Source organism: Bradyrhizobium hereditatis (genome assembly GCF_020329435.1).
In the GTDB taxonomy this organism is placed as follows: domain Bacteria; phylum Pseudomonadota; class Alphaproteobacteria; order Rhizobiales; family Xanthobacteraceae; genus Bradyrhizobium; species Bradyrhizobium hereditatis.
Map to the genome: position 1 here is coordinate 436,816 of NZ_JAGKJK010000001.1, position 22,209 is coordinate 459,024.

Annotated in this window: 26 protein-coding genes; 10 read left to right on the forward strand and 16 right to left on the reverse strand. The window is 60.7% G+C overall.

Annotated elements, in window-relative coordinates; genetic code table 11:
- Positions 1 to 33 precede the first annotated feature (33 nt).
- Positions 34 to 411, forward strand: a complete 378-nt coding sequence (locus J6524_RS02260; RefSeq protein WP_225668652.1) for a hypothetical protein — start codon at positions 34 to 36, stop codon at positions 409 to 411.
- 60 nt (positions 412 to 471) lie between these two features.
- On the opposite strand, the gene J6524_RS02265 is transcribed toward J6524_RS02260, so the two are convergent.
- The 4 genes from J6524_RS02265 to J6524_RS02280 form a co-directional block, all read right to left on the reverse strand.
- Positions 472 to 1,398 (reverse strand): dihydrodipicolinate synthase family protein, encoded by a 927-nt coding sequence (locus tag J6524_RS02265; RefSeq protein ID WP_225668653.1) that lies wholly within the window; start codon positions 1,396 to 1,398, stop codon positions 472 to 474.
- 74 nt (positions 1,399 to 1,472) lie between these two features.
- Positions 1,473 to 2,456 (reverse strand): TRAP transporter substrate-binding protein, encoded by a 984-nt coding sequence (locus tag J6524_RS02270; RefSeq protein WP_225668654.1) that lies wholly within the window; start codon positions 2,454 to 2,456, stop codon positions 1,473 to 1,475.
- Positions 2,457 to 2,481: 25 nt separating this feature from the next.
- Positions 2,482 to 3,747, reverse strand: a complete 1,266-nt coding sequence (locus J6524_RS02275; protein ID WP_225668655.1) for a TRAP transporter large permease — start codon at positions 3,745 to 3,747, stop codon at positions 2,482 to 2,484.
- Positions 3,747 to 4,370: a TRAP transporter small permease gene (locus J6524_RS02280; RefSeq protein ID WP_225668656.1), complete on the reverse strand. Its 624-nt coding sequence runs from the start codon at positions 4,368 to 4,370 to the stop codon at positions 3,747 to 3,749. The genes J6524_RS02275 and J6524_RS02280 overlap by 1 nt, the downstream gene beginning before the upstream one ends.
- Positions 4,371 to 4,548: 178 nt before the next feature.
- Between J6524_RS02280 and J6524_RS02285 the strand changes: the two genes are divergently transcribed.
- Positions 4,549 to 5,229, forward strand: a complete 681-nt coding sequence (locus J6524_RS02285) for a GntR family transcriptional regulator (RefSeq protein ID WP_225668657.1) — start codon at positions 4,549 to 4,551, stop codon at positions 5,227 to 5,229.
- 37 nt (positions 5,230 to 5,266) lie between these two features.
- On the opposite strand, the gene dctP is transcribed toward J6524_RS02285, so the two are convergent.
- The gene (gene dctP / locus J6524_RS02290; protein WP_225668658.1) at positions 5,267 to 6,289 is read right to left on the reverse strand and encodes a TRAP transporter substrate-binding protein DctP; all 1,023 of its coding nucleotides are present in this window, start codon (positions 6,287 to 6,289) and stop codon (positions 5,267 to 5,269) included.
- A 272-nt stretch (positions 6,290 to 6,561) separates the two neighbouring features.
- On the opposite strand from dctP, the gene J6524_RS02295 reads away from it, so the two are divergent.
- A complete protein-coding gene (locus J6524_RS02295) occupies positions 6,562 to 6,795 on the forward strand; it encodes a pentapeptide MXKDX repeat protein (protein ID WP_225668659.1) in 234 nt (77 codons plus the stop codon).
- A gap of 156 nt (positions 6,796 to 6,951) precedes the next feature.
- On the opposite strand, the gene J6524_RS02300 is transcribed toward J6524_RS02295, so the two are convergent.
- Positions 6,952 to 7,305: a DUF6481 family protein gene (locus J6524_RS02300; protein WP_225668660.1), complete on the reverse strand. Its 354-nt coding sequence runs from the start codon at positions 7,303 to 7,305 to the stop codon at positions 6,952 to 6,954.
- A 370-nt stretch (positions 7,306 to 7,675) separates the two neighbouring features.
- A complete protein-coding gene (locus J6524_RS02305) occupies positions 7,676 to 7,921 on the reverse strand; it encodes a hypothetical protein (RefSeq protein WP_225668662.1) in 246 nt (81 codons plus the stop codon).
- 196 nt (positions 7,922 to 8,117) lie between these two features.
- On the opposite strand from J6524_RS02305, the gene J6524_RS02310 reads away from it, so the two are divergent.
- Together J6524_RS02310 and J6524_RS02315 are read left to right on the forward strand one after the other, a co-directional pair.
- The gene (locus tag J6524_RS02310) at positions 8,118 to 8,366 is read left to right on the forward strand and encodes a hypothetical protein (protein WP_225668663.1); all 249 of its coding nucleotides are present in this window, start codon (positions 8,118 to 8,120) and stop codon (positions 8,364 to 8,366) included.
- 44 nt (positions 8,367 to 8,410) lie between these two features.
- Positions 8,411 to 8,713 (forward strand): hypothetical protein, encoded by a 303-nt coding sequence (locus tag J6524_RS02315; RefSeq protein ID WP_225668665.1) that lies wholly within the window; start codon positions 8,411 to 8,413, stop codon positions 8,711 to 8,713.
- A 1,134-nt stretch (positions 8,714 to 9,847) separates the two neighbouring features.
- Here the strand turns inward: J6524_RS02315 and J6524_RS02320 are convergent.
- Complete coding sequence (locus J6524_RS02320; RefSeq protein WP_225668666.1) at positions 9,848 to 10,150, reverse strand: septal ring lytic transglycosylase RlpA family protein; 303 nt, start codon at positions 10,148 to 10,150, stop codon at positions 9,848 to 9,850.
- Positions 10,151 to 10,575: 425 nt separating this feature from the next.
- Between J6524_RS02320 and J6524_RS02325 the strand changes: the two genes are divergently transcribed.
- Positions 10,576 to 10,893, forward strand: a complete 318-nt coding sequence (locus J6524_RS02325; RefSeq protein ID WP_225668668.1) for an H-NS histone family protein — start codon at positions 10,576 to 10,578, stop codon at positions 10,891 to 10,893.
- A 45-nt stretch (positions 10,894 to 10,938) separates the two neighbouring features.
- Here J6524_RS02325 and J6524_RS02330 read toward each other — a convergent pair whose 3' ends face one another.
- A complete protein-coding gene (locus tag J6524_RS02330; RefSeq protein ID WP_225668669.1) occupies positions 10,939 to 11,379 on the reverse strand; it encodes a hypothetical protein in 441 nt (146 codons plus the stop codon).
- A 195-nt stretch (positions 11,380 to 11,574) separates the two neighbouring features.
- Complete coding sequence (locus J6524_RS02335; RefSeq protein WP_225668670.1) at positions 11,575 to 11,826, reverse strand: PilZ domain-containing protein; 252 nt, start codon at positions 11,824 to 11,826, stop codon at positions 11,575 to 11,577.
- 266 nt (positions 11,827 to 12,092) lie between these two features.
- On the opposite strand from J6524_RS02335, the gene J6524_RS02340 reads away from it, so the two are divergent.
- Positions 12,093 to 12,368 carry a hypothetical protein gene (locus tag J6524_RS02340; RefSeq protein WP_225668671.1) on the forward strand — a complete coding sequence of 92 codons (276 nt, stop codon included), beginning with the start codon at positions 12,093 to 12,095 and terminating at the stop codon, positions 12,366 to 12,368.
- 144 nt (positions 12,369 to 12,512) lie between these two features.
- On the opposite strand, the gene J6524_RS02345 is transcribed toward J6524_RS02340, so the two are convergent.
- The 6 genes from J6524_RS02345 to J6524_RS02370 form a co-directional block, all read right to left on the reverse strand.
- A complete protein-coding gene (locus J6524_RS02345; RefSeq protein ID WP_225668672.1) occupies positions 12,513 to 12,788 on the reverse strand; it encodes a DUF3551 domain-containing protein in 276 nt (91 codons plus the stop codon).
- A gap of 167 nt (positions 12,789 to 12,955) precedes the next feature.
- Positions 12,956 to 13,213 carry a hypothetical protein gene (locus J6524_RS02350; RefSeq protein ID WP_225668673.1) on the reverse strand — a complete coding sequence of 86 codons (258 nt, stop codon included), beginning with the start codon at positions 13,211 to 13,213 and terminating at the stop codon, positions 12,956 to 12,958.
- Between the two features lie 328 nt (positions 13,214 to 13,541).
- The gene (locus J6524_RS02355) at positions 13,542 to 13,970 is read right to left on the reverse strand and encodes a hypothetical protein (RefSeq protein ID WP_225668674.1); all 429 of its coding nucleotides are present in this window, start codon (positions 13,968 to 13,970) and stop codon (positions 13,542 to 13,544) included.
- A 369-nt stretch (positions 13,971 to 14,339) separates the two neighbouring features.
- Complete coding sequence (locus tag J6524_RS02360; RefSeq protein ID WP_225668675.1) at positions 14,340 to 15,203, reverse strand: glycosyltransferase family 2 protein; 864 nt, start codon at positions 15,201 to 15,203, stop codon at positions 14,340 to 14,342.
- Complete coding sequence (locus J6524_RS02365) at positions 15,200 to 15,913, reverse strand: class I SAM-dependent methyltransferase (RefSeq protein WP_225668676.1); 714 nt, start codon at positions 15,911 to 15,913, stop codon at positions 15,200 to 15,202. The genes J6524_RS02360 and J6524_RS02365 overlap by 4 nt, the downstream gene beginning before the upstream one ends.
- A 21-nt stretch (positions 15,914 to 15,934) precedes the next feature.
- Positions 15,935 to 16,717: a class I SAM-dependent methyltransferase gene (locus J6524_RS02370; protein ID WP_225668678.1), complete on the reverse strand. Its 783-nt coding sequence runs from the start codon at positions 16,715 to 16,717 to the stop codon at positions 15,935 to 15,937.
- Between the two features lie 213 nt (positions 16,718 to 16,930).
- Between J6524_RS02370 and J6524_RS02375 the strand changes: the two genes are divergently transcribed.
- The 3 genes from J6524_RS02375 to asnB all read left to right on the forward strand — a co-directional run bounded on the left by J6524_RS02375 (position 16,931) and on the right by asnB (position 21,569).
- Positions 16,931 to 17,764: a class I SAM-dependent methyltransferase gene (locus J6524_RS02375; protein ID WP_225668679.1), complete on the forward strand. Its 834-nt coding sequence runs from the start codon at positions 16,931 to 16,933 to the stop codon at positions 17,762 to 17,764.
- Between the two features lie 130 nt (positions 17,765 to 17,894).
- A complete protein-coding gene (locus tag J6524_RS02380; RefSeq protein ID WP_225668680.1) occupies positions 17,895 to 19,562 on the forward strand; it encodes a hypothetical protein in 1,668 nt (555 codons plus the stop codon).
- A 99-nt stretch (positions 19,563 to 19,661) separates the two neighbouring features.
- Complete coding sequence (gene asnB / locus J6524_RS02385; protein WP_225668681.1) at positions 19,662 to 21,569, forward strand: asparagine synthase (glutamine-hydrolyzing); 1,908 nt, start codon at positions 19,662 to 19,664, stop codon at positions 21,567 to 21,569.
- Positions 21,570 to 22,209: the final 640 nt, after the last annotated feature.

Consider the following 22,209-nt stretch of genomic DNA (forward strand, 5'->3'; position numbering starts at 1 on the left):
AGGGCAAGGACGTTGGCGGCGATAGCCGTTACGATGGCTGCCCTGTTTGCAATCGTGGCCTATGTCGATTCGACCTATGATTGGGAGAGTGCGATTGGACTCTGCCACGTACCGGTGACAAGCGTCACGCCCAATCCAAATGCCAAGCTCTCAGCGGTCGTGTTTGAAGTGTATTGTGGGCCGCTACCGCCTTTGAATGCGCATGTAGCTCTGGTCCCGAACGGCCGGACGTTTTCTCGAAAGCGCGACGTCGACTTCCTGGTGCTGGCTGGAAGTGATAGTCCGAAGGTGCAATGGACGGGAGAATCCACGCTGGACATCCGCTTGCCCGCACTAGCCAAAGTAATCAAGCGCGAGACCCAGGTAGGACATGTGACAGTGACCTACACAGAGGCTCTGTGGGGCGAGTAGACCAGGGTTTCGGCGCCGCCACAAACGCGTGGCGGCGACGTTGAGCTATAGGTAGGCCGCTTACGCGGCCTTCAGCCCGACATTCGGCAGCACCGGCCGGTTTTTCAGCGCTTTCGCCATCATCGCCTCGACCTCCGCCTTCTCGTGCGGCAGCAGCGCCAGTCGCGGCGGGCGGGTCAAGGCGGTGCCGCGGCCCATGATGTGCTCGCAAAGCTTGATGCACTGGACGAGATCCGGACGAGCATCGAGGTGCAACAGCGGCATGAACCACTCGTAAAGCGGCATGGCCTCGGCATAGCGCCCCGCCTTGGCGAGACGGAACAGCGTCTCGCCTTCGCGCGGGAAGGCGTTCGACATGCCGGAGACCCAACCCACGGCGCCCATGGCGACACTCTCGACGATGACATCGTCGAGACCGGCGAACAGCACGAAGCGATCGCCGACCATGTTGCGGGTATCGATGAAGCGCCGCGTGTCGCCGGAAGAATCCTTGAAGCAGACGACGGTTTCGACATCGGCGAGCGAAGCCAGGATATCTGGCGTTACGTCGTTCTTATAGATCGGCGGATTGTTGTAGAGCATGACCGGCAGGTCGGTCGCGCTGGCGACCGCGCGGAAGTGCGCGGCGGTTTCGTGCGGCTTGGAGGAATAGACCAGCGCGGGCATGACCATGATGCCGTCGATGCCGACGCGCGCGGCCTCCTTGGCGGTCTCGACGGCGAAGGCGGTGGTGAACTCGGCGATGCCGCACAGTACGGGCACGCGGCCTGCCGAGACAGATTTCGCCGCCTCCATGATCGCGACTTTCTCCTTGCGCTCCAGCGAGGTGTTCTCGCCGACAGACCCGCAGACGATCAGTCCGGAAATGCCGTCGCGGATCAGGCCATCCATGACCTTCGCCGTCGCATCGATATTGAGCGACAGATCATCATTGAACTGCGTGGTAACGGCCGGGAAGACGCCTTCCCAGGAAATGCGTGGGCTCATTATTTGGCTCCGATTGGAATTGGCCGGCGGATGCGTGCACCCGCCGGAATTTGATGATGCGAACGATGGAAGGATCAGAGCGTCGCGCCAACTTTTCGCAGCTCAGCGAGAACGGGCGCCTTGGGCAGCCAGATCTTGTCGAACTCGGCAATGACTGCCTCGGTATCGCCGGCCGGGACCTGGCGGATCGGGATCGGCGCGTTCTTGAAGTTCTCGATCAGCCTCGGCTCATTGCCGGCCAGCTCGTCGATCTGCGCATCGAGCGTCGACTTGACGGTCTTGGTGATCAGCTCCCGGTCGGCGGTCGGCAGCGATTGCCAAACACGGCCCGAGACCACTGCCGCCATCGGCATGAAGACGGCGTTCATCTGCAGGATGACCTTGGAGACCTTGTCGAAGCGCTGGTTCCAGGAGAATTCCAGATCCGCTTCCAGCCCGTCAACCTGGCCGTTTGCCATGGCGTCGAACACCTGCGGCGTCGGGATCGGCGTCGGCGCTGCGCCGAGCGAGGAATAGAAATCGCGGTAGACCGGCGTCGGGTTGATGCGCAGCTTCATGCCCTTGATGTCGGCAAGCCCGGTCAGATCCTTCGCCGAGAAGATGGCGCGCATGCCGGTGATGCCCCAGCCGAGGCCAATCGTTCCGGTTTCCTGCGGCAGCACCTCGAACAGCTTGATCGCCGCCGGATGGCGGACGAACTTCGCCACCGCCGGCGTCGAGCGCACGATATAGGGCGCGTTGATCGCCGCGATATGCGGCACGCGCGAGCCGAGCTCGGCGGCCTGGATGAAGCCCATGTCGAGCGCGCCGGACTGCAACTGCTGCATCATCGCCGGCTCGTTGCCGAGCTGGCCGGAGTGGAACACGGTCATGGTCAGGCGGCCGTTGGTGGCTGCCTTGAGATCCTCGCCGAGCTTCAGCGCCGCCTTATTCCAGGAATGGCCGTTGGGTGTGATCAGGCCAAGGCGGAATTCCTTGGCCTGTGCCAGCGCGAGCGACGGCGCGAACAACGGCACGGCCGCGCTGGCGGCAAGGAAGCGGCGACGTGAAAGCGGCATGATTGGGCTCCTTGAGGGGTTGGACCTACTTGATGAGGACGAGGGAGAGGGAGGGGTAAAGCGAGAGCAGCACCAGGAGGATGCAGGAAATGCCGAACAGCGGCAGCGTGACCATGAACATCTTCCCCGGCTTGGCGCCGGTGACGGCGGCGGCGACGAAGAAGCAAAGGCCGACCGGCGGCGACAGCAGTCCGAGCACCAGGTTGATCACCACGACGACGCCGAACTGGCGCGGATCGATGTGATAGATGTCGGTTGCGATCGGCAGCAGGATCGGCACCGTCATGATCAAGCCGGGGATGCCGTCGATAACAGTGCCGATGACGAGCAGGATCACGTTGCAGAGAAGCATGAAAGTGACGGGATCCTTGGCGACCGACTGGATCCAGCCTGCAGTCTCCTGCGGCACCTTGCCGAAGATCAGCACCCAGGAGAACACCGCCGCCGCAGCGACCAGAAAGAGCACGATGGCCGAGTAGATGCCGGCGCGCAGCATCATCTGCGGCAACTGCGAAAACTTGAACTCCTTGGTCCAGTATTTGCCCACGAGCGCCGCCGCCACGGCGCCGACGGCGGCGGATTCTGTCGCATTCGCGAGCCCACCCAAAATGCTGCCGACGATCACGATCGGAATGAGCAGGGTCGGCGATGTCCGCAGGATCGTCATCAGCCGCTGCCGCGGGCTCTGATAATCGGCCTTGGGATAGTTGTAGACGTATCCCATTAGCGCGATGGCGATGCAGAACATCGCCGTCAGGATCGCGCCCGGCACGATGCCGGCGATCAGCATGTCGCTGACCGAGACCTGCGCCAGCACGCTGTAGACGACAAACATCACCGAGGGCGGAATGATCGGCCCGAGCATGCCGCCATAGGCGGTCAATCCTGCCGCGAAAGTCTTGTCGTAGCCCTTCTTTTCCATCTCCGGCACCATGATCTGCGCCATGATCGCGACCTGCGCGGTCGCAGACCCCAGGATGGAAGAGACGAACATGTTGGCGAGGATGTTGACGTAGGCGAGGCCGCCCTTGAGCGAACCGACGAACGCCATCGCCATGTCGACGATTCGCCGGGTGATGCCGCCGCCATTCATGATCTCGCCGATCAGGATGAACAGCGGGATGGCGATCAGGCCGTAGCTGTCGACCCCGCCGAATAGCTGCAGCGGGTAGGACTGGAACAGCACCGGATTACCCGATGCGATTATGTAGACGAAGCCGGCGAGGCAGAGACAAAGCCCGATCGGCACGCCGACCAGCATGATCGCGATGAAGGCGGCTGACGTGATCACTAGTTGACCCCGTCGAGCTCGGAGAGCTGAAAGCCCTTCGGCGGCGTGCGCGGCACCAGTTCGAGATCTTCGAGCAGATTCGCCAGTCCATGAATGGTCATCGACACCGCGAAAATCGGAAGCGTCAAATAGAGCACCCAGGTCGGCCAGTTCAGCGTCTGCGTACGTTCGGTATAGAGGAAGTTGAACGTCTCGGCGGCGAGCCTGCGTGCGTCGAAGCCGGCGCGGGCAAGCCCGATCGGATCCATCCAGAGGAAGCAGGTGATGATCAGCGCCACGCCGAATACGACGACCATGCCGGTCGCAATCACCTTCGCGATCTTCTGATGCTGCGCTGAGAGGCGCTCGGTCATCATCGTGACCGCAAAGTCGAGCCGCAGCCGCGTCATGGCGGAGGCGCCGATGAAGGTCAGCCAGACCGCGCAATAGACCGCGGATTCATCGATCCAGTAGATCGGGAAGTGCGAGTAGCGCGTGACGACGTTCACCAGGATCAGGCTCGTCAGCAGATACATCAGCCCCATCAAGGCGATGCGCTCGAAAGCCAGCAGGTGACTCGAAACTCTGACAACGAGCCGCCGGGCGCTGAACGCCGGCGCATCTGCAATCGTCTGCTCGCTCATGAAGAGCCCCGCTCCCCCATTTGAAATTTGCCGTGCACTTCGAGCGTGTATAATTTATACAATCTTGTCAAATGGAGATTGTGGGGCACGGATAGCGTTCGCTGGGTCGGGACCACATCGACGTGCGAAACAGGGCGGGCCTCGATCGGAAAGGCCGGCGATGATGATGGAAGATCAAATGAAAGGCCCCCTGAAGCACCGGACGCTGTCGGCTGCGATCGTCGACCAGCTCCGGCAGGCCATTCTCGACGGCACTTATCCAGCCGGCTCCCAGCTACGGCAAGATGCGCTCGGCGACGCTTACGGCGTCAGCCGCATTCCGGTGCGCGAGGCGCTGTTTCAGCTCGAGGCCGAGGGGCTGGTGCGGATCGTCCCGCAAAAGGGCGCGATCGTCTCGGAGCTGTCGCTGGACGAAATCAACGACGTGTTCGATCTGCGCCGGATCATGGAGCCGCGGCTCCTCGCGCAGTCCGCTCCGCATTTTGTGGAAGAAGATTTTGCCGGGCTGGATGACATCCAGAAACGTTTCGAGAAGGCGATCAAGGCGCGCAACGTCAGCGAATGGGGCCAGCTCAACGCCGACTTCCATATGGCGCTGTACATTCATGCGCGGCGGCCGCGTACCAAGGCGATCGTCGTGGCGCTATTGCAGACCAGCGACCGCTACACGCGTTTGCAACTCTCCAATACCAAGGCGATGGGCACGGCCGAAAAGGAGCACGCCCATCTGATCGCGCTATGCCGGGCGAAAGAGATCGATGAGGCCTGCCGGTTTCTGGAGCAGCATATCGAGTCTGTCCGGAGGGACTTGTTGCAGGTGGTGGGCGCAGGGACGATCGCAGCGCGAGCCGGCCGATGAAGCGTATAGCGAATATGATCAGGACCAGGATCATGCATCATGGGGCGACGTCGCTGGCAAGCTTCAGCAGATTGGCTGACATCGCGGTCTTCGCGCTGTAGTCCTTCCACGCAGTATCGCGCGCGATGTCCCGCCACTTGCTGACCGTCGCGACATCGAGCATGCTGATCGTGGCGCCGGCTCTCTCGTAGACTTTGGCGACCTCGATATCATCGTCCTGCGCGCCCTTGCGGCCGAACGTTTCCAGTTCGCTGCCGACATCAAGGATGATGTCCTGGTGCTTCTTCGGCAGTTTGTCGAAGATCGCCTTCGACATCATCAACGGCTCCAGCATGAACCAGTAGGAGGCGCCGGCACCCGAGGTCAGGCACTTCGCGACCTCTTCGAGGCGGAACGAGATCAGGCTGGTGGAGGAGGTGATGCCGGCGTCGCAGGCGCCCGTCTGCATCGCGGCATAGATTTCGTTCGAGGGCATCGAGAGCGCGCTGGCGCCCGCCGTCTTCAGCACCATGTCCATCTCGCGCGAGCCGCCGCGCACTTTCAGCCCCTTGGCATCTTCGGGGGCGACGATCGGCCTGGATCGGCTGGCGACGCCGCCGGCTTGCCAGACCCAGGTCAGGAGGATGATGCCCTTGTCGGCGAGGAAGTCGGTCAGCGCTTTGCCGACCGGAGCCTCCTTCCAGCGCAGGCCCTGGTCGTAGGTCGCGACGAGACCCGGCATCAGTCCAATATTGGTCTCCGGCAATTCACCGCCCGCGTAGGGCATCGGGTACAGGCTGATGTCGAGCGCGCCTTTGCGCATTGCCGAGAACTGCGCGATGGTCTTGATCAGCGTGGAGTTCGGATAGACCTCGGCTGCGATCTCGCCACCGCTGCGCTTGGCGACTTCGGTGGCGAAGGTCCGGCACAGGCGGTCACGGAAGTCGCCCTTGTCAATGGTGCCACCCGGGAACTGGTGCGAGATCTTCAGCGTGGTGGCGGCATGGGCAATGCCGGTGCCGAAATGAAGCACGGCGGGCGCGGCAAGTGTAGATGCGATGACATGGCGGCGTGTCAGCATGGTTGTTCCCCGCAATTGGTTTTTGAGTCGGCGATCGCGACCCGCCTGAGCCCATGTTGGCCGGTATTCGACCGAAGCAGATGTAGTCTAATAGTTCGAGCGCTCAGCTCGAGCCGCTCGCGGAGCGGTGGCACCATCAATTTGTCCGCTTCAACTAACCGTGACCAGGTAAAAACTTTGCGGTGAGGCCGGTAACAACCCGGGTCGCAGCATCGTCGTTGGGAAGGCGGCAGACGTCGCATCCAAGAAACCAACCCAAAGGACGACCATCCATGACCACCACGACCCGTATCAGCCTCGGCCTTTCTGCCGCGCTCGTTTCGCTTGGCCTTGCCTTCGCGCCAGCCGCCTTCGCTCAGGACAAGATGGGCAAGGGCGACGGCATGAAGAAAGAGTCCATGTCAAAGGACGCGATGTCCAAGGATGCGATGAAGAAGGACGACAGCATGAAAAAGGATGGGATGAAGCATGACGGCATGATGAAAGACGGCATGAAGAAGAACTGAGCCGTACGTCATTCCAGGGCGATGCGCAGCATCGAAGCAGGGTGCGTAATTGTGCACCTGAGACTCTCGAAATTCCCTGGTGCGCAATTGCGCACCTGAGGTCTGGCGCTTGCGCACCAGCCCGGAATGACCGGAGAATAGTGATACGCGGCGCGGCTACTTCTTCTTGCCCTTGCTCTTGCGCGCGGCATAGCGGGCGTCGCGCCGCGCTTTCTGCTCGGCTTCCAGCGCGGCCTGCCGGGCCGCCTCTTCTTCCTTTTCGCGCGCGATCCGGGCGGCTTCGGCTGCGGCGGCCTCGGCCTCGCGACGCTTCTGCTCGGCCTTTGCGGCTTCCTTGGCCTCTTTGGCCTTGGCGCGCGCGGCGGCGATAGCCTCGCGCTCGGCCTGACGGCGCTTCACCTCGGGATCGTCGGGTCCCGGCTGGGCGCGAAACTTGTTTAGAATGTTCTGGCGCGCCTGCATCGCGGCCTTCTGGCGGTCCGTGAAGCCCGGTTCCTTGAATCCACTCATATTGAAGAGGCCTTGTCGCTTTCACTCTTGGGGTTGGACGCGCCACGGGCGCGGAATGGCGCCTAGGTAAGTGAACCCGGGGCAAAATGCCAGCGTCGAAAGACGGCCGGCGGAGCAGGGGAGGCCTGCGTGAAAAGCAAATGGCCCAAACTGATCCTGATGAGCGGGCTTACATCAGGCTGGCTGCTCTATCAATTGGCAACGGCGACCCCCCAGGCCCGGGGTTGGCCTTCATGCAATACAGCCTGCGCGCCTGCGCGCTGATTGTTCCGCGCGGCTCGCCGGTGATGCTCGCCTCGGAAAAGTGCCCCAAGCGATCCCGGAGGCCCGTCTCGATGGATCGAAACGGACCTTTTGATCCACAAACTCTCTAGAAGCTTTCGCGATGCCCGCCGGACCCGAGAACGCGCGCGACGGTCCTCGCCGTCATCGCTACCCGATCGGCAATCCTTTGCGCTTCCAGCCGGTCGCGGGCCTTCTCCCTGACGATGATCTCGATCAGCTCGAGCCGCTTGGTCTCGTCGACTGCTTGCGCCAGCAATTGCTTGTAGCGCTGGTAGTCGTAGATCGCTTCCTGCTTGCCGAAATCCTGTTTGTTCGTTTCTTGCTTGTCCATCGCACGCCCCGCACACGCGGCTGCCCTGATTCGTCAGTCTCGATCAAGAGTTGCAAACGCGCAACGGATTTACGTGAGTTATACCCATTTCCCCGTCCATCGGGCCCGCGCACAAGCCCGTGTAGTGTGAAGCCGTTCACAGATACCGCGGAGGGCCGCTCCTATCCTGCCGGCTCCCGAAACAGGAGCGACCGCCATGCCACACGATTGGTGGACCCGCAGAAGCCTCGTTCTCGCTGCCGCCGCCCTAGTGCTGGTCTGCGTCATTGGTCTCGCCGCGTTCGGCGTGTCTACGCCGGCGCCGGTTGCGAGCGCAGCCCTTGGTCCGGACTGGCAGTGCAGCAGGTTGATGTTCGTCTTCACGACCTGCAGCCGGATCAAGCACACCCAGTCCACGCCCGTCCGTGTCGCCAAAATCCCCGTGTGCGGGCGGCTGCGGACGTAATAGGATCGGGTCGGAAACGGAGCTGGCCAGAACTGGAGCGTCCGATGCGAAATCTGTCCTGTGCCATGATAGCAGTGTCAGCGGCTCTCGTATTCATGCCGGTCGGCATTGTACTGGCGCAGGGCACACCGGATGGCGGGACTGCGACGGCGGCGCCGTCATCCACCGCCGCGCCGGAAACTTCAGCTCCTGAAAAGGAGAAGGCGGCGCCGAAGAAAAAGAAACCAGCCAGGATGACGCGGCAGCAGGAGATCGATCGTTCGATCGAACGCGGCACGGTGCCTGCGCGCTACAGGCGTTCGGTGCCGAAGGAGTATCATCGGTATATTCCATTCGATAGGCGGTAGGACGAGGCGAAACGCTTGCACGCGCCAAGCGGTCGGAATGCCGCGAACGCTGATCCTGATGTAGCGTCGCCGATCCGGCGTGGCATTTTACCTGTCATGCAGACCAGTTTGTTACACGTGAACGCGTACGCGCTCGCTCCCGTACTCGTACGGATTGGCTGGGCAGACAAGGCGCATCTATAACAGCGGCGCTTGCAGCGGGGGGCAGGGCGTTCGTTCATCACAACGGGCGCTACCACTGGAGGCCACGAGGCCCGGACTCCTAGGCACTCCGGGCCTCGTCTACTCCCATCTCAAACGGCCGAGCCGCTTCGCCGTTCGCTCCGAGCATGGCGCGGATGACATTGCGACCGATCGGCTTCGTCGCTGTTTTCCCACGGGCGTTGCGCGCAGAAAACGATGCTGGCGTTGCCCGCGAGGGCTCAAAATTCACCCTAAATTCGCCTTTTGCTCCAATGGCCGGATTTCGGTGCTAGAGAGTCTGTGGAACGGGTGGAAAAAAGCGGCAATCGGAATGAGCGCGCTGCTCGCCTTCATCGTCCTGGAGTTGATGGCGGTCGTCGGCGGTGTTGCGGTCTTTCTGGGCCTCGTCCTCAGCCCAGTAGCCGGTAAATGAGGCCGGTAGAGGCACCGGCCAGGCAGAAGGCGAGCGCCATACACACCAGCGTTTCGTCGCGATTGAATTCGGGTGGTGGCGGGCTCAACGCTTCCCTCGCGCTCAGGCAGTCGTGAGACAAGGAAAACGCGTCACAAGCGCTCTGTTCCATCCGGGGTCCGGCCGTTTTTGCGCCCGTTCGGTTCCCCTGATGACTGGAAGCCAGCTCCCGAATCAAAACCGCGGACAAAATCGTTAAGATTCAACGGCTTTTTAAAGCCTCTTTAAACCATAAATGAGTTCCTGTTGGGGCCGCACCGCCGCGCGGCCCGAATAGCCGGGCGCCGACCCTTCACCTACCCCAGGGAGACGAGCGCTCGGCTATTATGGGCAACCAACGCGAGCGACCACGCCGCGGATCGGGTACGGCGGCCGTCTCCCGGGTGGTCACAGCCAAACCTGATAACGGCGATCCAAGGTCGACAGAGAGACATTCGAGCTTGGCAATCCAATTACGCCTTGGCCGACGGCATCCCTCGCTACTCGTACCCCGCGCGACGCACTGTGACGCGGCACAGGCCGTCGCAGCCGATCTCGCGTGCGGCGCCGAGCGAGAAGTCGAGAACACGCCCGCGGGCGTAAGGACCGCGATCTTGCACCGGGCAGCGAATTTTTCTGCCGTTCTCGAGATTGGTTACGACGAAGATAGTGCCGAACGCTTCGGTGCGATGCGCGCATGAGACCTCATTGGCCTTGAAGCGTTTGCCGCGCGCATCCCACTTGCCTTCCCAATAGACGGAAGCTTCCTGATCATCCGCCGGCGGGCGGGCAATCCGTCCCATCCATTTTTCCTGAAACGTTTCAGCGCACGCATGCGACGATGCCAGCGCCAACGTTAGCGCCGCAAGCCGCAGCCGCGAAGCACCTCGGCGATACCCTGCCATGACGCCAACATTCTGTTGGGGGCGGGCTCACGCACCCGCTGGAGGTTCCAGCCGCAGGTTTCCTGTCGACTATGACGCCGGCGTGGCGGGGCTGCGGCGGCTTTGCGTCAAGTTCTATGTCTTAATCAATCAAAAGTTGTGGACGACAGAATAGAAACTTGCTGCATCTACAAGTAGAGTCCGCTATGATTGCTCCGTTGTGGTTACGTCATGCGGCAGAGCCAATAGGACCTTTTCGGCCCGAAAGAGGTTCTAAATCGGCCTTAATCTGCTCATGTTTGCTGCCAACCATGAAAACCGTCGAATCATGATTGGGGACGGTCATGAACCGAAATGACCTCAAATCAATGTCCACGGATGAGTTGTGGGCACTCCATGAAGAAGTAGCTTCGAGGCTTGCAACGGCGCTCCTCGCAGAGAAGCGCCTGCTTGAAGATCGGCTGAAGCAGCTCAAGGTTGGCATCGAAGCTGAGCGCACATCGACCGGGCGCCGCCCGTATCCAACGGTCGTTCCGAAATTCCGGAATCCCGATCGGCCGTCGGAGACTTGGGCAGGACGAGGAAAGACGCCGCGCTGGCTCGCTGCGAAACTGAAGTCCGGCAAGCGGATTGATGACTTCCGTATCAGGGGCGTAGCCTAGGCTGGCTCGCAACCTTTTGGCTGCGGCGGGCTTGCCTTCGGCTACTTACCGATTGGTTTTCTGAAGACCGGGGGACGCCGCTGATCTGCTGCGCGCGAACGAGGCTTGGCTCGCAGGGCTTGATGCCCCGTTGCGCGTTTCGTCTTTCGTGACGGCGATCTGGGGCGAGATGCTGGCGTCACAGTCTCCCTTCGGCTTGCTTTTCTCCTGCCGGCTGTCCTTCAGCTTGCCTTGGCTCGCGCGCTCCGCATCGAGCGTGCTTTCGATATGCGCCTCAAGCGCCCTGATGATTCCCATGCGCGCGAATAGCATGGGTCCGCGGTCTTCAGCGGCGTCGATGAGCATCTGAATGGCAAGCCGCCATTCCTGGCGGTCACGTTCCGATTGGGGAAGGGTCCTGATGTAGTTGGCGGCATCTCGTAGGGTTTGCGCTGGCGGTCCCTTCGGGAGCGGCACAGGCTGAGCGAACGGACGGTCCCAGGACATATCGAACTCCCGTGACGAATGTCCCAAGCGGGAGCGCCAAAGGATGCGCCAACGCGGTCTATCCAGAGTGAGGCCACATTCCGCGGAACCCGGATTCGACGCGGAGCCTCGCGGTTAGTTCCTAATCGGCAACCGTTTGTTTCGCGGACGATCCTGGCGCAGGTTCCCGAAAGTTCCCGGCTCTCGGTCGGCGGTTCAGTTTTGAAACGCAACGCCGACGAGATCGCCTTGCCGCCAGATCACGCGGCACGCGCGCACGGTGTGAAATTTGTCGAAGGTCAATTCGAAATTCAGCGGCAGCAGATTGAGGCCGTGGAGTTCAATGCCGGCCCCGGAATTGGTGATGTCTTGAACGCGGCAGGTGAGCACGCCGCGCTGGGCGTCGAAAAATAGCAGCGCGTCTTTCGAAATCGTCGTCCTTGCGACCGATCGGCGTTCGAATTCCATCTCCGATACCAATGGTTCACGCCTGCCTTGGCACAGACAGGCTATCGAATTGCCCCTCGGCGGCAATCAGGTTCACCGTTTTTCGTAAACAATCAATTTTAATGATCCCGGAAAGCTTCGGTACTTTCGCACCGCAGCTCCCGACTATATGGTGGTGTGCAGTTGCGGGTTGACCACAGCTTCGCCTGTTCCGTCCACGGAACTCATAATCAAGCTTGATGCGCCGACGAAAGACGTGACCTCTCTATGACATAGAGGGGAATCATATGAATTTACGTTGGGCGTGTGTGCTGGTGCTGTGTCTGGGAACACCAAGCGCTGGATTTGCGAATGAACAGTCGGGTGTCCTGCGTCGGGTTTCGTGCTCTGTCGTGCGTTACTACGTCGCGAAGTACAGCGCGCCCGCCGCAGAGCATTGGGCGCGCAGCAAGGGCGCGAGCGACGCAGAGATTGAGGCCGCGCGGCGCTGCCTGAGGTCTGAGCCTACGCGAACAGCCAAAACTCCATCGCGTCCGCTTGCGCTCGGCACTTACGGTTGGTGAGCAGCAACGCTGCACACTCTGATGACCCGCATGGGCGGAGCACCATCCGGACGCGGGAGCTGTTGCTGGAAAGGTCGTGAAGCCCGGCAACGAGCGCGATTTCGCTCGTCTCTGTTAGCTCATCCGCCAAACGTGTGAGAATTTTCAGTATCGATCATACGACCGCTGGCGCTGGCGCCTCGACTTCGGTCCGCCGTAGTAGGGATTGACCACGCACTGAGCCGCTCGTCCCGATGCCGACATCTGGCACTGAGCCATGGTTCGGTAGTGGCACTCGAAATAGTAATCGACAATGCCCTGATAGACCTGCAGGCAAACGGGATAGCTCGGATCGTAGGTTTGGGCTCGGGCCGGCGCAGCAAGGGTGATCGTAGCAGCCGTCAAGGCTATCGCCGCGGCAACGGCATGTGACAACTTCATCTTGATGTCCTCCCCGATTTCCGCAACGTGCGGCGGTCCTCTCCTGACGAGAACAGCGGACCCCCGCGGCTTATTCCAGTAATCGCCTGCGTATGCGGCAAGCCGACAACAAAATGCGGGATATCGCTGCGCTCGTTCGGGGCGACGCTTAGCTTAACCGCTGCCTTTCAGACTTCCCAGTCCTCAAAGCCATATTGTCGGTAGATGGCGGCGCGATCGGCGTGCGGGTTCAGCCGGCACTTGGCCTGGGCCAGATGCAAGTTGATGGTCCCGGGCTGACAATTGGCCGCCAGCAGCTTCCGGATGTCGTCCATCTGCTGGCGCGATTGCTGGGTTGGTTCGAGTTGCTCAAGCGCCACCAGGGCGGTCGCGAGCGCTTCCGTGATGACCCATTCGTCGTGGCCGGTGATTCCCTTTTTTGGCATGACGACCGCATCCTTTGTCAGGCAACGGAAGCAATTCCGGCCGGCATCATACAGAATCCCAGCCGAGACGAGAATGAAGTCGAAAATGGGGAGCGCGGATGGCGATCCCGGCAGAACTAGCACAGCGCTTTATCTCATATACTTAGCCTGGCAAACCGCCGTATTGGCCGGTCCTGAGCGAATTCAGCTTTTTTCAGCATTGGAAAACTGCCGGCCGTCGTGGCTGCGCCGGGCTACACCGGAAATTGGAGAGGGGCGCCCGGAGTCGCCGATCGAGCGCGGAACGTCCCGCCCGGAGCGGTATGGGTGTGGCATATGGACCAGATAATTAGGGAACAACGACCCAATACCTACGACCGTTGTGGTTCGGATCAGAATTGTCGCTCGTCGAAAAGAAAATTCCGCGCTCGGTCCAATAGGCGAAATGGCCGAGCCCTGTTTTGCTGATCGCCTCGAATGTACTATGACCTGGGCCAACCGGCGCTTGATCTTCGTATAACTGGATCGGGGAAGAGATGTCATGGCTGTTCTTGGGATCATCAGCCGCGATACTGGTTAGTATCCTGCGCTCTTCCAGGATTAGATTTCCTCTGTATGCGAAGCCGCTCTCGTTGTGGAAGGGCCGCTTCAGTAAGAGCACTACTTTGCCCGTTGGCTTAGGCTCTTTGTGAGTGCGCTCGAAATAAGTGGCGAGCGCGAAATATCCGACTACGCCGGCAATTGCTAACGCCCAACTCAGATTTCGCTTGGAAGCCATTAGCCCTCCGCTTCAATGGCGAGAAGCTTTATGCTGGCATGCTCGCAGAGGTTGTCGGTCACGATCTCCCGGTTCCGGCCCAGAGCAAAAAACCGATGAAGCCGGTGAGCAAGAGCTCCTCCTACCATAGGTAATGCGCTCAGCCGAAGGGCTATCGCTCCCTCGTAGGCCCCCTCGAAGCTTAACGCAAATTGGGTCCCGCTTTTTCGGCTCCAACCACCACCCGCTGAGCTACCTCACAAGCCTCGGAGGACAATGGACGTAAAGTCGGAAACGCCGCTAATGCGCTGGTCGGAAGGTGTCGTTCCTAGTTAGCGCCCTAAAGCCGATCAGGGGGCTGGTGGTGTAAGGCCCCGAATATTTGGGTGATCAGGCCTTGTCCATGATTTGCTTGAGCAGGACCGCCAGCATGCCTATGCCGAAGATGATGATCGCGGCCATCGTGGTGCCCACGGCAAGCATGATTCCCGTGACGATCGAAAAGTACAGCGAGATTAGCATCATGATGGTGGCGATCACGCCGCAGATCAGGCTGAGGAGCAGAAAGATCTTCAACGGATTATAGTAGACGATCGCCTCGATGATGTATTGGAGCGTTTTAAGGGAATCCCGAAACAGGCGCACCTTGCTCCTGCCGGTTCGCTCGAAATACTCGATCTTGTGATAGGTGACGAAGCGCCGCGTCATCATGTAGGCGAGCGTCATCGACGTTGTGAAGCTGAACGTATCGCACAGATGCGGGAAGTATTTCATCGCCGCGGTGCGGCTGAACACGCGCAGGCCGGAATTGATATCCGGAATTCGGCGGCCCGCGGTCCACTCCACGAGGAAACGCAGCACAGCGCGCAGGGGCATCTTGAGTGCGGATTGTCGATAGTGCGGGCCATGGCGCTGGCCCACGGCCATATCGAAGCCCTCGTTGTACAGTCGCACGAGCTCGGGAATGGCGGCGGCCGGATAGGTGCCGTCGGCATCGCAAATCGCGATGGTGTCGTACGTCGCTTCCTCGATCCCCCTTTTGAGGGACCGGCCATAGCCGACGTTTTGGGGGTGGCGGATGATCCGGGCACCCGCCTCCGTGGCGGCCTTTCCGGTTCCGTCAGTCGATCCGTCATCGACGACGATGATCTCGAAGGGCATCAGCCCGGCTGCGGTCAATATGCCGGCAATATCGGTCACGGTGGCGCCGATGCCGCGCTCTTCGTTCAAGGCGGGAATGACGATCGAGATCATGTTCTGCGTGCCACGCAGATCAGGGATTGGCCGAAGAAGCCGCGGGTGAGGGGATCAACCAGCCTGGAGATCGGCAAGACGTATTTGTCAAAGATGCGAATCTGCGCATTGACGGCGGAATCGTCCAGCGACCGATGTTTGGCAAAGCTGTTGATCCACCACGCCAGCCCGCCGATCGGATTGAAATAGCGCAGTTCGAGAATCTCGATCGGCGCCCCCGCGCAGGCCTTGAGCATCAGCAGCTTGTTGTATCTCCGGTAATGGCCGGCGAGCCGATCGAGGTCGCCGTAAAGCTGCTGCAGTGCTGGCACCAGGATCAACAGGTGTCCCCCAGGGGCAAGCGCGTTGGCCATATTGGAGACGGCGCGATTGTCATCTTCGATATGTTCGATGACGTTGCAGCACACCACGGTATCGACGCTGCCCGGCGGAAGGCTCGATCTGAATTCCTCCGAGGTGATGTCCGCAAGCTCGAAGCTGCCTTGGGGATATCTCGCGCGCGAGCTTGCGACATTGTCCGGATCGATGTCGACGCCGCGATAGCGGCCGAGCTTGCCGAGATACTCGTAATAGCTGCCGTGGCCGATTCCGATCTCGATCACGTCATGGCCAAAATAGGGGCGCATGGTGCCGATGATCCAGTCCATGTAGTTGTGCGCATCGGCAATGGCGCTGGAAAAGGTCGGCGCCATCTGGTGGCTTGCGGACATCTGTTCACTCAAGGGGAAAGCCTACTGAACGGTAACATCGCCGGAAACCGGCACGCTGGTTCGTTTCCATTTGGCCAGGAAACAAGGATACATGCCGGACCATGGAATGTTGCCGAACGCGACCTCGATCGGTTTGACGATCGGCCAGAGCATCGGCTTCACGCCGAGCGGCACGCGCATGACGAGGCTGTTGAGGATCAGGAAATAAGCCAGTCCGCCGAAATAGCGGACCGCCTCGCCTTCGAAATAAGGTGCCGCCTGCTTCAGAATCGCATCGTGCGACAGCGCCTGCTCGGTCGGCGCATCAAAGTACTTGTCCGAGGCATACCATTTTTCCCGCACTACGTTCAGCGCGAAATCGGCGCTCGGTTCCATCATCAATAGGTGGCCGCCCGGCTTCACCATCACCGCGATGTTGCGAAGCGTCTGCGCGAGATCCGCAACGCAATGATGAAGTCCGCCGACGACGATCGCGCCGTCGAACTGTTCGGTCGTCCCGGTGGGCCGGGTCAGGTCGATCGCGTATGCCGGGTTCCCCGTCGTGCGCTGATACGACGCACAGGCCGGTTCGGAGATGTCGAAGCCGACTGTACGAACGCCGCTGAACCGTTCCATGACAGCCAGTGAATTGTAACCGCTGCCGCAGGCAAGATCGGCGATGCTGGCGTTGCTCAGATCGATGTGATTGAATAGCCAGTCATAGATGAAACGCGATCGATACTTCATCGACGAGGCATCGTAATAGTGCGCCTCGTAAGCTTCATGGATTTCGGTGTAATGCAGTTTTTGCCGGGAACTATCCATCGTCCAATTCGCAAAACACTTGAGTTTCAACGCCCATTTCGCGACTCTCGGAGAGGTTGCGCCAATGGCAGAATTATTGCATAGCTGCGCACGGTCGCAATATCAACCACCCTCAGCCGCCTTCCGTGCCATGCGCGAGGAAATTACCGTTTCGGGTACACTGAACGCTCGGACCGCGGTGGGGGCTTCCGCGATGTCGTCAAAGGCAGCACAATGAGCGCTACACAGTCCCAGTCCCGCCTCTCAGACCAGACGATATCTGATTTCGGGGATCAATGGCGACGTTATACGGACAACGAGGGATACTACGGAGATCTGGGGATCCTGAAGGGAACCTTCGAGCCCCTGGTCAGGCTGGAGGACCTGGAAGGCAAGCGCGTTGCGGAGATCGGCAGCGGTACCGGGCGCATTGTAAGAATGCTCCTGCAGGCGGGAGCGAAAGAGGTTACGGCGATCGAGCCGTCGGCCGCTTTCGAGGTGCTGGAGCGCAATCTCTCGGGCGATGCGGACCGAGTGGTGCTTCTCAATAGAGCGGGACACGAAATTCCCAGGGAAGGTGCGTACGACTTTGTCGTCTCGATCGGCGTCATTCACCATATCCCGAACCCCGATCCCGTCATAGCCGCGTCGTTGGATGCGCTGCGGCCCGGCGGGAAGATGGTTGTCTGGCTCTATGGAAAGGAAGGCAGCGGCGTCATCGTAACCGGCATTCGTATGTTGCGTACCGTGACCACCCGACTTCCACATTTTTTCGTAGCAGCGATCGCGCATATGCTGTCGCTGGCGCTTGACCTCTATATTTACGCTTGCCGCTTCATTCCCGGATTACCACTGCGTGACTACGTGAAAAACGTGCTCGGCCGGTTTTCGCCCTCGAAGCGCTATCTGGTGATATACGATCAATTGAGGCCGGCGTATGCAAAGTATTATTGCGAGGCCGAGGCGCGCGCCCTGCTGGAATCGAACGGCTTCGCCGACGTCCAAACGCACTTCCGTTACGGATACAGTTGGACGGTGGTCGGGACACGGACGGCAAATGCGGCCTAGCATGCGTTCGCCGCCCGAGCGGGACGTAAGTCCCAGAATGCGCGCAAGTTGCGCGACACCACATTCATTGCATAGCTCTACGCAATCGCGGCATTAGCCGCGGCGCGGATTTGGCGCTCAGGAAAACTCCATGCGATCTCGAAGTTTAGTAGGTGGACTGGTCGCGTTTGGCGTCCTGGTGATATGGCTTTATACGTTCCAGCAACGACTTCCCTACATGGACCAGATTCCGGTATTTGACGCCGACGTCACGACCGCCGCGGCAAACATGTGGGCCCGGATCTGGTGGGACGAGGGGGCGCGGAATCTGCTGTTCGCCACCCCGCGCGCACCGCTTTCCATTGAAACGCCGACGATGGAGCTGCGCGGTATCTACGATTCCTGGCCGCCGGGCGCCTTTGTCATCGTCTATCTTGCCGCAATGTTTTTCGGCATCCAGCCAAGCATTCCGCTGGTGAACTGGATCAACGTCACCATGCACGGGCTGATCGCTCTGGCGGCCGCGCTCGCCGTCTTCAATCTCGCGTCGATGAACCGGCTTGGCAAGGTGACCAGCGGCTTGCTTGCGCTCGGGGTGGCGTTTCCGATCCTACTCTCGCGCGGCCCGATCTATGCGTTTTCGCAGATCTACGACGTTGTCACCGCGGTCCTGATATTCACCGCGGTATTCCTGCTGCTCGAGGTGCTGTATTACGGCGCGAGGTCGCAACGCGACAGATGGGTCATCACTGCGCTGCAACTGACCACGATTTATCTGGCATTTTTCGTCGACTGGCTGTCCTACACGCTGTTCGTTTTCTGGCTGATCAGCCGTTTCGCCGCAGGATACGCTGGCGTCCTCGAGCCGATGAAGCTGCGTCGGTTTTTCAGCCTGTTGTTGCTGCCGGTTTCGGCATTTTCGATCTTCCTTGCCTGGCGGTTTCTGGCGCCGGGCGCGCAGGGCGTCGTTGCCTCGATCAAACATCTGATCCACAAGGTCCTGCAGCGGATGAACCTGACTAATGACAGTCCGATCACCGGATTTGCCAAGGCGTTCTTCGAGGAGATGCATGAGGACTATTATTCGCCGCTGGCGTTCCCGCTGATTGCGGTCTCCGCGCTGGTGACCGTGGGATTGCTCATCGCCGCGTTTCGGCGGGCCCGCGATCCCTCCGAACGCCAGTCGATCTTTGCGACCATGTCGATTTTGCTGCTGATCACCGTTCCGTTCTATCTGCATATGATCGTGCTCTACCAGCATACGTTCATTCACCGATGGGCGATCACGAAGGCGTTGTTCGCCTATTCTATGATTCCATTTGCCTTGCTGCCGATTTCGATTTTCGTGCTGTTCCGGCAGTCGATTGGCCAGTCCAAATTTCGTTTGCCGCGGTCGGGGCTCGCGGCGGTCGGGCTGCTTTTGGCTGGATCGGCGCTGTTCGATGCCGTGAGCGTAACGTCCTACGACAGCTATGCGCTGCGAGGGCGCGTCGACCGCAATACTTACCGGATGTGGGACGACATCGGCCGTAACACGGCCTACAAGGATGTCGTCGTATCCCCGGTTCTCGAAGCCAATCCGATCAGCGTGCAGGTCGGAACGGCTTACAAGCTGGTCCATCACGCCGACAATTTTGCAGACGTCGAGAAGGTCGTCGCGCGGGTGTGCGGCGATTTCAATGTCGTGGTCGCGTTGCCGAAAGGGAGCGAGCCCGGCGAGTTTGCGTCGCGCGAGCCTGCGCAGGTGATCGATACCGGCCGAATTCGATTGCTGAGATTTTCTTCGTACCCAGGAAAGGCCGTCGATTGTCCCCGCTAGTCCATTGTTGATATCGCTGCAGCCGGCTATCGTGGACGACGTATGCGCTACTGGTCTCGTTGGTTCCTCCCCCCGCAACTCTAATCCGATCCAGCTCTCATGTGCGGTATCGCCGGTATCCTCCATCTTGACGGCCGGAACGTCGATCCGGCGGTCCTGACACGGATGACGGCCGTGCTGGCGCATCGTGGTCCCGATGCCGGCGAAACCTGGCACGACGGTCCGATTGGCTTCGGGCACCGGCGACTTGCGATCCGCGATCTCTCGGCGGCCGGCCGGCAGCCGATGAGCGATCCGAGCGGCCGGATCACCGTTACCTATAACGGCGAGATCTACAACGAAGCCGAACTGCGTGTCGAACTCGAACGTGATTTTGGCGTGGTGTTTCGCTCGCATTGCGACACGGAAATCCTGCCGGCGGGGTATCTTGCGTGGGGTGAGGATTTGTTTTCCCGCATCGAGGGAATCTTCGCGGTCGGACTGTGGGACGCGGCGACCAGGCGCCTGATCCTTGCGCGCGACTCGATCGGAACCAAGCCGCTGTTCTTCTCGCAGGTGGGGACGGTCGTTCGCTTCGCCAGCGAGATCAAGGGGCTGCTCGCCGATCCCGCGCACCCACGCGACATGGATCTAAAAGGGCTGCATCGCTTCTTCGCGATGGGCTATGTCGGGCCGACCACGACGACCATGCGGCACATTCGCCAGGTCGAGCCGGGTTCGATCGTGGTCTATCAGAACGGCAGCGAGACATCGCAGCGATTCTGGAAGCCGCGGCGGACCAGGGACTTTCGGAGCCTCGACGAGGCCGTCGAGGCGTTCCTGCCGCTGTTCGATCAGGTCGTCAGCGACCAGTTGATCAGCGACGTGCCGGTCGGAATCCTGCAGAGCGGCGGCATCGACAGCTCGATGGTGGCCTATTCGGTCGCAAAGCGCGGCAAGTTTCCGCTCGTCACCGCTGCGTTCGCCGAACAGTCCCACGATGAAACCGAGATCGCCTCGATGGTGGCGCGGCAGACCGCGCTGCCGCACCGGATCGTTCCGGTGAGCGAGGATCCGTTTCCCGACGCGACGCTCGCCCGTGTCGTGCACCATTTCGATGGCCAGGTCGCGGACGAAGCCGCCGGACCGCTGCTACTATTGACCGCCGAGCTTCGCCGCAACTCCACGGTGGCGCTTTCCGGCGACGGTGCCGACGAATTCTTCGGCGGCTACTCGACCTACCGGGCGTCGCGGCTGGCCGAGCGCTTCGGCAACATGATCCCGGGGCCTGTGGCGAGAACCGCGGGCAGGTGGACCTACGCCTCGTCGGGGGCGAACGAGACGCGGTTGCCGGCGACCGCGCTGCTGTCGCGCTTCCTGCTGGGCGTCGCCTCCGGCGGCCCGTATGCCCATGCCGAATGGCGGCGCTATGTCCCGGAATTTCTCATTCCGCGGCTGTATGGACCGGCGCTGCGCCACCTCGCGGAGCAAAGCCCGATGGCGGGCTATCGGGCTGCGATCGAGCAGGCCGACGGCCCGACGCTTCTGGATCGATGCCTGATCGCGGACCAGACCTATCACCTGCCGACCGGTCTATTGATGAAAACGGACGCGATGAGTATGGCGAACGGCGTCGAGATCCGCGTGCCGTTTCTCGACCGGCGGATCATGGAATTTTCCGGTCGCTGCGCCCTCGATCTGCTGGTGCCGCCGCGCGGGCCGAGCAAGCCGCTGTTGCGCAAGGCGCTGCGCGACAAGGGCGCGGCGGCGAAGATCACCGATGCGCCGAAGCGGGGTTTCAACAATCCGCTAGCCGGATTGCTGCGCGGTTCGCTGCGCCCTCTGTGTGAAAATGCGTTCGAGCGCTCGCGCGGCATTTTCGAGCCCTATCTTGAGCCCGACGCGATCCGCGAGCTGTGGCGGGATCACACCAACCGGAAAGCCAATCACGCCTATGCGTTATGGCCGCTGCTGACATTTGCGCTCTACCGATCGAGCCTGGAAAGCGTTCAGTTGCTGGGTCATTAGCCGGCTTGCAAAGTTTACTGTTGCCCCTGCCACCGGGCGACTGCCTGGTTGACGGCGGCGCGATCGCGCCAGTCCTCAGGCGACAGCTGCATCGCAGGCTCTTCTCCGCTCGGATAGTCAACGGGCTATCGAGCGGCTTATAGGTCCATTGCCACCATTGATCAAAGACATCAATCAGGAAACATCGAAGCAGCCGGGCCAGGTTCTTCTCGTCTCTAAGAAACTTTTCGACTTCGTTGACGATCCAGGCGCGCCGAGTTCGAAGATGAGGCGATCTGAAGTACGTCGGCGACAGCGATCCCTTGCGGGCCTCGTTGATCGGGGTGATCAAAACCAGCAGAAATCGTGGACGCCGCTGAGCCTTCTTTGCGGTTGACGGCCAGCAGGACGACTCCGATCGGGAACGACGATCGAACGACGACAAGCAGCAGCCGCCTAGATGGGCAAATACGCCTGATTCGCCTGCTTTCCATTCGCTACCGGCTTGGGTTCGAGCGGTGGCGGCTCACCCGTCGACATACTTGACCTGAGACAGACAAACAGGATCGGCCAGACGAACCGGCGGGCCGTCGCTTCTGAATGTGACCGAGGAGTGCATTGCGTGCTGCCCTCGGTCTCAGATCGGCGGCGGGGAGTCGGC

Coding starts and splice junctions, on each gene's coding strand:
- J6524_RS02260 (WP_225668652.1), top strand. CDS start 34: ATGGCTGCCCTGTTTGCAATCGTGGCCTATGTCGATTCGACCTATGAT.
- J6524_RS02265 (WP_225668653.1), bottom strand. CDS start 1,398: ATGAGCCCACGCATTTCCTGGGAAGGCGTCTTCCCGGCCGTTACCACG.
- J6524_RS02270 (WP_225668654.1), bottom strand. CDS start 2,456: ATGCCGCTTTCACGTCGCCGCTTCCTTGCCGCCAGCGCGGCCGTGCCG.
- J6524_RS02280 (WP_225668656.1), bottom strand. CDS start 4,370: ATGAGCGAGCAGACGATTGCAGATGCGCCGGCGTTCAGCGCCCGGCGG.
- J6524_RS02285 (WP_225668657.1), top strand. CDS start 4,549: ATGAAAGGCCCCCTGAAGCACCGGACGCTGTCGGCTGCGATCGTCGAC.
- dctP (WP_225668658.1), bottom strand. CDS start 6,289: ATGCTGACACGCCGCCATGTCATCGCATCTACACTTGCCGCGCCCGCC.
- J6524_RS02295 (WP_225668659.1), top strand. CDS start 6,562: ATGACCACCACGACCCGTATCAGCCTCGGCCTTTCTGCCGCGCTCGTT.
- J6524_RS02300 (WP_225668660.1), bottom strand. CDS start 7,305: ATGAGTGGATTCAAGGAACCGGGCTTCACGGACCGCCAGAAGGCCGCG.
- J6524_RS02305 (WP_225668662.1), bottom strand. CDS start 7,921: ATGGACAAGCAAGAAACGAACAAACAGGATTTCGGCAAGCAGGAAGCG.
- J6524_RS02310 (WP_225668663.1), top strand. CDS start 8,118: ATGCCACACGATTGGTGGACCCGCAGAAGCCTCGTTCTCGCTGCCGCC.
- J6524_RS02315 (WP_225668665.1), top strand. CDS start 8,411: ATGCGAAATCTGTCCTGTGCCATGATAGCAGTGTCAGCGGCTCTCGTA.
- J6524_RS02320 (WP_225668666.1), bottom strand. CDS start 10,150: ATGGGACGGATTGCCCGCCCGCCGGCGGATGATCAGGAAGCTTCCGTC.
- J6524_RS02325 (WP_225668668.1), top strand. CDS start 10,576: ATGAACCGAAATGACCTCAAATCAATGTCCACGGATGAGTTGTGGGCA.
- J6524_RS02330 (WP_225668669.1), bottom strand. CDS start 11,379: ATGTCCTGGGACCGTCCGTTCGCTCAGCCTGTGCCGCTCCCGAAGGGA.
- J6524_RS02335 (WP_225668670.1), bottom strand. CDS start 11,826: ATGGAATTCGAACGCCGATCGGTCGCAAGGACGACGATTTCGAAAGAC.
- J6524_RS02340 (WP_225668671.1), top strand. CDS start 12,093: ATGAATTTACGTTGGGCGTGTGTGCTGGTGCTGTGTCTGGGAACACCA.
- J6524_RS02345 (WP_225668672.1), bottom strand. CDS start 12,788: ATGAAGTTGTCACATGCCGTTGCCGCGGCGATAGCCTTGACGGCTGCT.
- J6524_RS02350 (WP_225668673.1), bottom strand. CDS start 13,213: ATGCCAAAAAAGGGAATCACCGGCCACGACGAATGGGTCATCACGGAA.
- J6524_RS02355 (WP_225668674.1), bottom strand. CDS start 13,970: ATGGCTTCCAAGCGAAATCTGAGTTGGGCGTTAGCAATTGCCGGCGTA.
- J6524_RS02360 (WP_225668675.1), bottom strand. CDS start 15,203: ATGATCTCGATCGTCATTCCCGCCTTGAACGAAGAGCGCGGCATCGGC.
- J6524_RS02365 (WP_225668676.1), bottom strand. CDS start 15,913: ATGTCCGCAAGCCACCAGATGGCGCCGACCTTTTCCAGCGCCATTGCC.
- J6524_RS02370 (WP_225668678.1), bottom strand. CDS start 16,717: ATGGATAGTTCCCGGCAAAAACTGCATTACACCGAAATCCATGAAGCT.
- J6524_RS02375 (WP_225668679.1), top strand. CDS start 16,931: ATGAGCGCTACACAGTCCCAGTCCCGCCTCTCAGACCAGACGATATCT.
- J6524_RS02380 (WP_225668680.1), top strand. CDS start 17,895: ATGCGATCTCGAAGTTTAGTAGGTGGACTGGTCGCGTTTGGCGTCCTG.
- asnB (WP_225668681.1), top strand. CDS start 19,662: ATGTGCGGTATCGCCGGTATCCTCCATCTTGACGGCCGGAACGTCGAT.